Source organism: Rhizobium sp. BK591 (genome assembly GCF_014195045.1).
In the GTDB taxonomy this organism is placed as follows: Bacteria; Pseudomonadota; Alphaproteobacteria; order Rhizobiales; family Rhizobiaceae; genus Rhizobium; species Rhizobium anhuiense.
This window is the reverse complement of the sequence record NZ_JACIAZ010000003.1, coordinates 428,566-438,357: the sequence shown is the minus strand read 5'-3', so window position 1 is coordinate 438,357 and position 9,792 is coordinate 428,566. Positions and strand designations below refer to the sequence as shown.

Genomic DNA, 9,792 nt, shown 5'->3' with positions numbered 1-9,792 from the left:
CCCCTTCGCCAACCCAACAGGCATAAACCCGTCAGCGCGGATTGCGCTCCTTGCGAAGTTTCGCCCACCATTCCAGCCGCTTGCGGATGTCGCGCTCGAATCCGCGCTCCGGCGGATCGTAGAAGGTCTGGCGGCCCATCTTCTCCGGGAAATAATCTTGACCGGAAAAGGCATCCGGCTCGTCGTGATCGTAACGATAGCCCTCGCCGTAACCTTCGCCCTTCATCAGCTTGGTCGGCGCATTGAGGATATGTTTCGGCGGCAGCAGCGAACCGTTCTGTTTTGCCGCCTGGCTGGCCGCCTTGAAGGCGGTGTAGACGGCATTCGACTTCGGCGCGGTGGCGAGATAGATGCAGGCTTGCGCCAGCGCCAGTTCGCCTTCCGGCGAGCCGAGATAATCGTAGGCATCCTTGGCGGCATTGCAGATCACCAGCGCCTGCGGATCGGCAAGACCGATATCCTCCACCGCCATGCGCACCAGCCGCCGGCCGAGATAGAGCGGGTCTTCGCCGGCATCGAACATGCGGGCGAGATAATAGAGCGCGGCATCGGGATCCGAGCCGCGCACGGATTTATGCAGCGCCGAGATCAGATTGTAGTGCCCGTCCTGCGCCTTGTCGTAGACTGGGGCACGGCGCTGGACGATGCGCGTCAGGCCCTCGGTATCGAAGCTCTCGCCCTCGCGCGCGGCGCGCCAGACCTCTTCGGCGAGCGTCAGCACCGCCCGGCCATCACCGTCGGCCATGCGGATCAGGCTGGCGCGCGCCTCCTCGGTCAGCGGCAGCGGCTTCTGCTCGATCGCCTCGGCGCGCTTCAGCAGTTCCTCCAGGCTCTCCTCGTCATGCGACTTGAAGGTGAGGACACGGGCCCGCGACAAGAGAGCGGCGTTGAGCTCGAAGGACGGGTTCTCGGTGGTGGCGCCGACGAGGATGACGGTGCCGTCCTCCATGACCGGCAGGAAACTGTCCTGCTGGGCACGATTGAAACGATGGATCTCATCGACGAAGAGCAGCGTCTGACGGCCGTCCATGCGCCGCAGGCGGGCTGTCTCGAACACCTTCTTCAGATCGGCGACGCCGGAAAAGATCGCCGATATCTGCTCGAAGGCCAGCCCGGCCTCGCCCGAAAGCAGCCGCGCCACCGTCGTCTTGCCGGTGCCTGGCGGCCCCCAAAAGATCATCGAGCCGAGCGAGCCGCTTTCGATCATCCTTTTCAGCACGCCATCCTCACCGGTCAGGTGTTCCTGACCGGTGACATCGGCAAGCGTCTTCGGCCGCAGCCGGTCGGCAAGCGGCCGCCTGGCGGCGACCTCCTCCGGAACACGCGGCGCGAAGAGATCGTTGCTCATCGGAAAAACTGCCGGATGCGCTGGCCGTCGCGCTCGATTTCCACTCGCCAGAGGCCGGGGTCGCTATCGGCGATCTCGGACAGTTCGCTGGTCGACTTCACATCCGTGCCGTTGATCGAGACGATGATATCCTTCGGCTCGAAGCCCAAACGGGCGGCAGGCGAATCCTCTTTCACCTCGGAGACGACGACGCCTGCCGATTCCGGCGGCATGCGCAACTCGTCGGCAACCCGCGGCGACAGGTTCTCGACGACGGCGCCGGTAAACGGCGTGTGGCCGCCGATCGTGCGCTGGTCGCGCGGCGAGGTCTCCGGGGCGCGGTCGAGCGTCAGCGGCAATTGCTCCTCGCGGCCGTTCTCGACGACGGTGAGCTTGACCGATTTGCCGAGACCGGCCGTCGTCAGCCGGTAGAGCAGTGCATCGGGATGTTCGACAGAAATGCCGTCGACGGCGGTGACGATTTCCCCGGCCTTCAGCCCGGCCTTGGCCGCCGGCCCGCCTTCCGAGACCTTGACGACGAGCGCGCCGCGCGCCTTGTTCAGCCCGAGCGCTTCAGCCACCTCAGAGGTCACGGCATCGAAACTGGCGCCGACATAGGGCCGCTCGAAGGATTTGACGCCGGCATCGGCCGAGGCGAGGAAGACCTTGACGAGATTGGCGGGGATGGCGAAGCCGATACCGTTCGAGCCGCCGCCGCGGGAGAAGATCGCCGTATTGATGCCGATCAGCTCGCCCTTCATGTTCATCAAGGCGCCGCCGGAATTGCCGGGATTGATCGAGGCATCGGTCTGGATGAAGAAGCCGAACTCGTTCCTGACCACCTGGTTGCGGGCCAGTGCCGAGACGATACCGCTCGTCACCGTCTGGCCGACGCCGAAGGGGTTGCCGATCGCCAGCACGAGATCGCCGACCTCGACCGAATCGGAATTGCCGATCGGCAATGTCGGGAAGCTTTCCTTGGTATCGATCCTCAGGACGGCAAGATCGACGCGGTCGTCGCGCAGCACCACCTTGCAAGGGAATTCGCGGCCATCCGACAGCGCGATCTTGATGTCGTCGGCGCCTTCGACGACGTGATTGTTGGTGACGACAGTGCCGTTCGCCTCAACGATGACGCCGGAACCAAGCGAGGACTGCTTTTCCGAACGGTTCGGCATCTGCTGGCCGAAAAACTGCTCGAAGAAAGGATCGCCGGCAAAGGGCGACTGCCGCTGGACGATCTTTTCCGCATAGACATTGACGACGGCGCCTGACGTTTGTTTGACGAGCGGCGCGAAGGAGAGCTGCATCTGCATCTGGCTCTCGGGGACGGTCTTTGCAGTCTGCGCATCGGCCGCGGCCGGCAGAATGAGCATGAGAGCGAAGAGCGAGACGGACGCGCGCTTGAACAGGCCTTGCATGGGTATCCCTTTTGAATCCTCTTGAGGAACGTTTTAGAGCATGATGCCGAAAAATGTGAGCGGTTTTCGGACGACATCATGCTCTAACTATTTAATTGCGAACAGGATTCAGATTTTAGGCCGGCCGGCCTAAAATCGTCCCGTTCTGCGGCCCGACGCTAGAAAGGAAAGAGGGCGGAAGCATGGAAGAATAAGGCAAGAGGACGCCTCGGAAACCGGTTGAAGTCATTGTGAATTTGATTCAGGAAGATTGGCCATGCAACTGATATCGAAAGCCAAACTCTGGGCGAAGTCACTGAAGCGTGACATCGTGGCCCTTTGGTTTGCCGCTCGCGATCCACGCGTGCCCTGGCATGCCAAAACGGTGGCCGGCACTGTTGCCGCCTACGCGCTGTCGCCGATCGATCTCATCCCCGATTTCATTCCCGTGCTCGGCTATCTCGACGATCTCCTGATCGTGCCGCTCGGCATCATGCTGGCTATCCGGCTCGTGCCGGTGGAGGTGATGATCGAGCTCCGCACGGAGGCGGCCAAGCGCATCGAGCGCCCCTCCAGTCGTCTCGGAATGATCTTCATCCTTGCCGTCTGGCTCGCCTGCATCATCTTCCTGGCTCTGGCACTCAGCAGGCTCGCCTGAACGGCACCAACGGGAACATATGCATGATGATGACAAGAATGATGACGGCAGCCTTCGGCTTTGCGACCCTGCTCCTCGCATCGCCCGTGGCACAGGCGGCCAGTTTCGATTGCGACGCGAAAGAATTGAAGCCGGATGAAAAGGCGATCTGCGACAACCGCGCGCTCAACGATGCCGACGTGCAGATGGTGACGACCTTCGATCTGCTCTCCGGCCTGCTGGCGATGGGCTCGCGCGGCACGCTGCAGGACGAACAGACGGCCTGGCTGAAGAAACGGCAGGAATGCGGGGCAGATGCGACCTGCATCAAGGCTGCTTATGACGAGCGGCTGAAGCAACTCGGCGAGACCTATAAAAACATCAACCGGCCGCTGTGAAAGCGACCGGTTGGTAGAGCCGCTGACTTTTAATCAGCAGGTAATCGGTTGAGATGCCTCAACGGGCGTTCAGATCGCGCACGGCGCCGCGATCGGCGCTCGTTGCGAAGGCGGCGTAGGCCTTCAACGCGGTCGTGACGTTGCGCTTGCGGACTTCGACCGGGTACCAACCCTTGGCGTCCTGATCGGCGCGGCGGGCGGCAAGTTCGGTTTCGCTGACGCGCAGGCTGATCGTACGGTTGGGGATGTCGATGTCGATCATGTCGCCTTCACGCACCAGGCCGATGATGCCGCCATTGGCCGCTTCCGGTGAGACATGGCCGATCGACAGGCCGGAGGTGCCGCCGGAGAAGCGGCCGTCGGTGATGAGGGCGCAGGCCTTGCCGAGGCCCCTCGACTTCAGATAGCTCGTTGGATAGAGCATTTCCTGCATGCCGGGGCCGCCCTTCGGGCCTTCATAGCGGATGACGACGACGTCGCCTGATTTGACCTCGTTGGAAAGGATCGCCTTGACGGAGGCATCCTGGCTTTCGAAGACGCGGGCGGGGCCGGAGAATTTCAGGATCGATTCATCGACGCCGGCCGTCTTGACGATGCAGCCGTCGATCGCAAGGTTGCCCTTGAGCACGGCGAGGCCACCATCTTTCGAGAAGGGATGTTCGACCGAACGGATGACGCCGTTCTGGCGATCGGTGTCGAGCTCGTCCCAGCGGGCCTCCTGGCTGAAGGCGACCTGGGTCGGGATGCCGCCCGGAGCGGCGCGATAGAATTTGCGGACAGTTTCGCTGTTGGTGCGGGTGATATCCCAGCGATCGATCGCATCGCCCAGCGTCTCGGCATGGACGGTCGGGCAATCGCGGTTCAAGAGACCGCCCTTGTCGAGCTCGCCGAGGATCGACATGATGCCGCCGGCGCGGTGGACGTCTTCCATATGCACATCGCTCTTGGCGGGCGCGACCTTCGACAGGCACGGCACGCGGCGCGACAGCGCGTCGATATCGGTCATGGTGAAATCGACCTCGCCTTCATGGGCGGCGGCAAGGATGTGCAGGACCGTATTGGTCGAGCCGCCCATGGCGATGTCGAGCGCCATGGCATTCTCGAAAGCCTGCTTGGAAGCGATGGTGCGCGGCAGCGCCTTGACGTCGTCCTGCTCGTAATAGCGGCGGGCGAGATCGACGATCAGATGGCCGGCCTCGACGAAGAGCCGCTTGCGGTCGGCGTGGGTGGCGAGCGTCGAGCCGTTGCCGGGCAACGACAGGCCGAGCGCTTCCGTCAGGCAGTTCATCGAATTGGCGGTGAACATGCCGGAGCAAGAGCCGCAAGTCGGACAGGCCGAGCGTTCGATGGTCTGGACGTCTTCGTCGCTGATCTTGTCGTCGGCCGCGGCGACCATGGCATCAACGAGGTCGAGCGCATGCGTCTTGCCGTGCAGCACGACCTTGCCGGCTTCCATCGGACCGCCGGAGACGAAGACTGTGGGAATGTTGAGGCGCAGCGACGCCATCAGCATGCCGGGAGTGATCTTGTCGCAGTTGGAGATGCAGACCATGGCGTCGGCGCAATGGGCATTGACCATATATTCGACGCTGTCGGCGATGAGCTCACGCGAGGGCAGCGAATAGAGCATGCCGTCATGGCCCATGGCGATACCGTCATCGACGGCGATCGTGTTGAATTCCTTGGCGACACCACCGGCCGCTTCGATCTCGCGGGCGACCAGCTGGCCGAGGTCCTTCAGGTGCACGTGGCCGGGCACGAACTGGGTGAAGGAATTCACCACCGCGATGATCGGCTTGCCGAAATCCGAATCCTTCATGCCCGTGGCGCGCCAAAGGCCGCGGGCGCCCGCCATGTTGCGGCCATGGGTCGTGGTTCTGGAACGGTAAGCTGGCATCGGTGTCTTCCTCAACGTGGCGGAATTATCAGGCAAAGCGGGGCGGCATGGAGCCTGCAGGCCGGGCAAACGCTGCTTTTTGGAATTGTCCTAATCCAATCGACGGGGGCTGTCACTACCTGGAAGCTCAAATCCGGTACGCCATCGGCCAAGCGCCACAAGCCCATCGATCATATACGGTTCGGCGCGATGTTTCGTTACAGCCTATTCCATCACCGCCGAACACAAAAAATTGGCTTCCCGTCGGTAATATTCAAGGCTTAGACACTCATCCGAGTGTGCGGGTGGTTCGTTTAAGACTATATTTCACAGATCCGCCCAGGAGGTTTCGCCATGCCAAGCTATCGCCCACCGAAGATCGCGTCATCGGAGATAACACCGCGCCAGATCTATGTGCGGCGTCGTGAATTCCTCGGCGCGGCAGCGCTTGGCGCCGTGGCGCTCTACAGCGCCGGCAAGGCGAGTGCTGCGGCGCTTTCCGCCGTCCAGAGCAAGTATAAGGTCGACGAGAAGCCGACGCCGATCAAGGATGTCACGACCTACAACAACTTCTATGAGTTCGGCCTCGACAAGGGCGATCCCGCAGCTCTTTCCGGCGATTTCAAGCCGCTGCCCTGGACGGTCAAGGTCGACGGCATGGTCAACAAGCCCGGCACCTTCGACATCGAGGCGCTGATGAAGGAATTCCCGATCGAGGAACGAACCTACCGGATGCGCTGCGTCGAGGCCTGGTCAATGGTCATCCCGTGGGACGGTTTTCCGCTGGCATCGCTGCTCGACAAGGTGGAACCGCTCGGCAGCGCCAAATACGTCGCCTTCGAAACCGTCGTGCGGCCGGAAGAAATGCCGGGGCAGAAGGGCTTCTTCCAGTCGCTCGACTGGCCCTATGTCGAAGGTTTGCGCCTCGACGAAGCGCGCCATCCGCTGACGCTGCTTGCCGTCGGGCTCTATGGCGAAACGCTGCCGAACCAGAACGGCGCGCCGATCCGCCTCGTCGTGCCGTGGAAATACGGTTTCAAGGGCATCAAATCGATCGTCAAGATCACGCTCACCGACCAGCAGCCTAAGAATACCTGGCAGGTGACCAATCCGCAGGAATACGGCTTCTACGCCAACGTCAACCCTGATGTCGATCATCCGCGCTGGAGCCAGGCGAGCGAGCGGCGCATCGGCGAAAGCGGCTTCTTCGGTGCGAGCCGCCATCCCACCCTGCCCTTCAACGGCTATGCCGACGAGGTGGCGGGTCTTTATGCCGGCATGGATCTGAAGGCGAATTTCTGATGGCGGAACTGTCGCTCGCCATCCCCAAGCGCTGGCAACCCGCCTCCGTCTGGCTGCTCTACGTCGTCGGGCTGGTGCCTGCGGCCTGGACTTTCTATCTCGGCGCGACCGATCAGCTCGGCGCCGATCCAGTCAAGACCTTCGAGCTCTTCCTCGGCATCTGGACGATCCGCTTCCTGATCGCAACACTTGCCGTGTCCCCGGCCCGCGAGCTCTTCGGCTGGAATTATCTGCGCTATCGCCGCGCGCTGGGCCTGCTGACCTTCTACTACGCGCTAATGCATTTCACCGTCTACATGGTGCTCGACCAGGCCATGGATATCTCTGCCGTCATCAACGACGTGCTGAAGCGCCCCTTCATCATGTTCGGCATGGCAGCCCTTGCCATGCTCATTCCGCTGGCGCTGACATCCAATAATTTCTCGATCCGCCGCCTCGGCAAGAACTGGATCTGGCTGCATCGCCTGATCTACATCATCGCCGCCAGCGGAGCGCTGCATTTCGCGCTCTCGACCAAGATCCTCGACCTCGAGCAATATATCTATGTCGGGCTGATCATCGCGCTCATCCTCTACCGCTCCTACCGGCCGATCGCGCGCAACAGGAAAAAGGGCCAGGGACGGACGCGCAATCGCGCAATGGCCTCGGCTTCGTGAGGCGCAAACGACCGGCGAGAAGCTTCACCGACGTGCGGGATCGAGGGTGCAGGCCGTAGCAATGCCGATGGCATAGGCCAGCATATTCCAAAGCGAGAATATCCGGCCCAGCAGCAGGGTGCCTGCCGTGGTCAGCCGAAAGGCGTCGAGCCAGGGCGTGTGATAGAGCCGGAACAGTTCCACGGAGATCGCGATGAGCAACGCTATGACGGCGATGACTGCCCGCCGGGACCTTGCGGCTATGAGCGACACCAGCAGATAGACCATCGCGCCCCAGAGCGCCGATCCGCCATATTTGACGACGACGAAGGGCAGATCGGCCGCATAGCCAAAGCGCCGGAGCGCCAGCCCGAGAGCGATGACAAGAAGCAGGGCTGCGAGACGCAGGAACTGCGCTCGAGAGCGAGTTTGAATAATTGCGCGCAATGACCTGTCCTATCTCAATTTCCGCCGGTTGGACGGCCGAGGTGCAGATATCGAATGATCAAGCAAAGGCTGTCCGCCGGCGCACAAACAAAAACAGCCGGGCTTTGCAGCCCGGCTGTTTTGTTTCCGCCGAAACGGAAGATTAAGCGGCGACGGCCTGTTCTTCGGCAGCGACGCGGGCCTTGTCGGCTGCGCCCTTGGCGAAGGTGTCGCGATCAACGAATTCGACAACGGCCATGGCGGCATTGTCGCCCTGGCGGAAGCCGGCCTTCATGATGCGCAGGTAGCCGCCGTTGCGGGTGGCGTAACGCGTTGCGATCGTGTCGAAGAGCTTCGAAACGACGGCAGCATCGCGGATCTGCGAGATCGCCTGGCGGCGAGCATGCAGGTCGCCGCGCTTGCCGAGCGTGACGAGCTTCTCGACGATCGGACGGATTTCCTTGGCCTTCGGCAGGGTCGTGACGATCTGCTCGTGGGTAATCAGCGAAGCCGCCATGTTGGCGAACATCGCCTTGCGGTGGCTTGCAGTTCTATTCAGCTTGCGGCCGGCTTTACCATGGCGCATTGCTATTCTCCTTTAATGCAGGTGCCCTTACGCTAAATGGGCCTGCCGTTTCCTGGCACATGCAGGCGATCGGCCTGCTGTTTGACGGGGAAAGGCAGCCGAAAGAGCCTGCCTTTTGTTTTCTCAGTATTGGTCTTCGTAACGCTTGGCGAGATCTTCGATGTTCTCGGGCGGCCATGCCGGCACTTCCATGCCGAGGTGCAGGCCCATGGAAGCGAGAACTTCCTTGATTTCGTTCAGCGACTTGCGACCAAAATTCGGCGTGCGGAGCATTTCTGCTTCGGTCTTCTGAATGAGGTCGCCGATGTAGACGATGTTGTCGTTCTTCAGGCAGTTTGCCGAACGGACCGACAGTTCGAGTTCGTCTACCTTCTTGAGGAGAGCCGGGTTGAAAGCGAGTTCGGTGACTGCTTCCTCTTCGGTTTCCTTCTGCGGCTCGTCGAAGTTGACGAAGACGCCAAGCTGATCCTGGAGAATGCGCGCCGCAAAAGCGACGGCGTCTTCGCCGGTGATCGAGCCATCGGTTTCGATGGTCATGTTCAGCTTGTCGTAGTCGAGAACCTGTCCTTCGCGGGTATTTTCAACCTTGTAGGACACCTTCTTGACCGGCGAGTAGAGGCTGTCGACCGGGATGAGACCGATCGGAGCATCTTCCGCACGATTGCGCTCGGCCGGAACGTAGCCCTTGCCGTTGTTGACGGTGAACTCCATGCGGATTTCGGCGCCCTCGTCGAGCGTGCAGATGACATGCTCGGGGTTGAGGATTTCGATATCGCCGACCGTCTGAATGTCGCCAGCCGTAACAACGCCCGGGCCCTGCTTGCGCACGACCATGCGCTTTGCGTCGTCGCCATCCATCTTGATGGCGATTTCCTTGATGTTGAGCACGATGTCCGTCACGTCTTCGCGGACGCCTGGAATCGAGGAGAATTCATGCAGCACGCCGTCGATCTGCACCGCCGTGACGGCAGCACCGCGCAGCGAGGAGAGCAGAACGCGACGCAGCGCGTTGCCGAGGGTGAGGCCGAAGCCGCGCTCCAGCGGTTCGGCAACGAGCGTCGCCCTGGTGCGCGAGCTCGAGGAGAACTCCACCTTGTTCGGCTTGATCAGTTCCTGCCAGTTCTTCTGAATCATGAGTTTGCCTTCCGTTCGTTGCCACCATCCAATCGTGGCAACCGAGCTTGAAAACCACCGGGAGCGCGCAG

At 61.6% G+C, this 9,792-nt stretch carries 10 protein-coding genes; 4 read left to right on the top strand and 6 right to left on the bottom strand.

From position 1 onward, the window contains the following. Window positions 1-31: 31 nt before the first annotated feature. Both FHX10_RS15205 and FHX10_RS15200 read right to left on the bottom strand, forming a co-directional pair. Entirely contained in the window at window positions 32-1,348 is a 1,317-nt protein-coding gene (locus FHX10_RS15205) for a replication-associated recombination protein A (protein WP_063473384.1), read from the bottom strand. Next, on the bottom strand, window positions 1,345-2,748 hold the full coding sequence (locus tag FHX10_RS15200; RefSeq protein WP_029868484.1) for a DegQ family serine endoprotease: 1,404 nt from the start codon (window positions 2,746-2,748) through the stop codon (window positions 1,345-1,347). The genes FHX10_RS15205 and FHX10_RS15200 overlap by 4 nt, the downstream gene beginning before the upstream one ends. Window positions 2,749-3,004: 256 nt before the next feature. On the opposite strand from FHX10_RS15200, the gene FHX10_RS15195 reads away from it, so the two are divergent. Both FHX10_RS15195 and FHX10_RS15190 read left to right on the top strand, forming a co-directional pair. Beyond that, window positions 3,005-3,385 carry a YkvA family protein gene (locus FHX10_RS15195; protein ID WP_029868136.1) on the top strand — a complete coding sequence of 127 codons (381 nt, stop codon included), beginning with the start codon at window positions 3,005-3,007 and terminating at the stop codon, window positions 3,383-3,385. 23 nt (window positions 3,386-3,408) lie between these two features. Continuing rightward, window positions 3,409-3,762 (top strand): lysozyme inhibitor LprI family protein, encoded by a 354-nt coding sequence (locus FHX10_RS15190; protein ID WP_029868135.1) that lies wholly within the window; start codon window positions 3,409-3,411, stop codon window positions 3,760-3,762. Between the two features lie 58 nt (window positions 3,763-3,820). Here the strand turns inward: FHX10_RS15190 and ilvD are convergent, their stop codons facing one another. Beyond that, complete coding sequence (gene ilvD, locus FHX10_RS15185; RefSeq protein ID WP_029868134.1) at window positions 3,821-5,659, bottom strand: dihydroxy-acid dehydratase; 1,839 nt, start codon at window positions 5,657-5,659, stop codon at window positions 3,821-3,823. Window positions 5,660-5,992: 333 nt separating this feature from the next. Between ilvD and msrP the strand changes: the two genes are divergently transcribed. Further along, a complete protein-coding gene (gene msrP, locus FHX10_RS15180) occupies window positions 5,993-6,940 on the top strand; it encodes a protein-methionine-sulfoxide reductase catalytic subunit MsrP (RefSeq protein WP_029868132.1) in 948 nt (315 codons plus the stop codon). Continuing rightward, the gene (gene msrQ / locus FHX10_RS15175; RefSeq protein ID WP_097623608.1) at window positions 6,940-7,596 is read left to right on the top strand and encodes a protein-methionine-sulfoxide reductase heme-binding subunit MsrQ; all 657 of its coding nucleotides are present in this window, start codon (window positions 6,940-6,942) and stop codon (window positions 7,594-7,596) included. The genes msrP and msrQ overlap by 1 nt, the downstream gene beginning before the upstream one ends. A 24-nt stretch (window positions 7,597-7,620) precedes the next feature. Here msrQ and FHX10_RS15170 read toward each other — a convergent pair whose 3' ends face one another. The 3 genes from FHX10_RS15170 to FHX10_RS15160 form a co-directional block, all read right to left on the bottom strand. Next, a complete protein-coding gene (locus FHX10_RS15170) occupies window positions 7,621-8,022 on the bottom strand; it encodes a DUF2809 domain-containing protein (protein WP_097623609.1) in 402 nt (133 codons plus the stop codon). 142 nt (window positions 8,023-8,164) lie between these two features. Then, window positions 8,165-8,587 (bottom strand): 50S ribosomal protein L17, encoded by a 423-nt coding sequence (rplQ, locus tag FHX10_RS15165; protein WP_003573769.1) that lies wholly within the window; start codon window positions 8,585-8,587, stop codon window positions 8,165-8,167. A 123-nt stretch (window positions 8,588-8,710) separates the two neighbouring features. After that, window positions 8,711-9,721 carry a DNA-directed RNA polymerase subunit alpha gene (locus tag FHX10_RS15160; RefSeq protein WP_003547579.1) on the bottom strand — a complete coding sequence of 337 codons (1,011 nt, stop codon included), beginning with the start codon at window positions 9,719-9,721 and terminating at the stop codon, window positions 8,711-8,713. Between the last annotated feature and the right edge of the window lie 71 nt (window positions 9,722-9,792).

Coding starts and splice junctions, on each gene's coding strand:
- FHX10_RS15205 (WP_063473384.1), bottom strand. CDS start 1,348: ATGAGCAACGATCTCTTCGCGCCGCGTGTTCCGGAGGAGGTCGCCGCC.
- FHX10_RS15200 (WP_029868484.1), bottom strand. CDS start 2,748: ATGCAAGGCCTGTTCAAGCGCGCGTCCGTCTCGCTCTTCGCTCTCATG.
- FHX10_RS15195 (WP_029868136.1), top strand. CDS start 3,005: ATGCAACTGATATCGAAAGCCAAACTCTGGGCGAAGTCACTGAAGCGT.
- FHX10_RS15190 (WP_029868135.1), top strand. CDS start 3,409: ATGATGATGACAAGAATGATGACGGCAGCCTTCGGCTTTGCGACCCTG.
- ilvD (WP_029868134.1), bottom strand. CDS start 5,659: ATGCCAGCTTACCGTTCCAGAACCACGACCCATGGCCGCAACATGGCG.
- msrP (WP_029868132.1), top strand. CDS start 5,993: ATGCCAAGCTATCGCCCACCGAAGATCGCGTCATCGGAGATAACACCG.
- msrQ (WP_097623608.1), top strand. CDS start 6,940: ATGGCGGAACTGTCGCTCGCCATCCCCAAGCGCTGGCAACCCGCCTCC.
- rplQ (WP_003573769.1), bottom strand. CDS start 8,587: ATGCGCCATGGTAAAGCCGGCCGCAAGCTGAATAGAACTGCAAGCCAC.
- FHX10_RS15160 (WP_003547579.1), bottom strand. CDS start 9,721: ATGATTCAGAAGAACTGGCAGGAACTGATCAAGCCGAACAAGGTGGAG.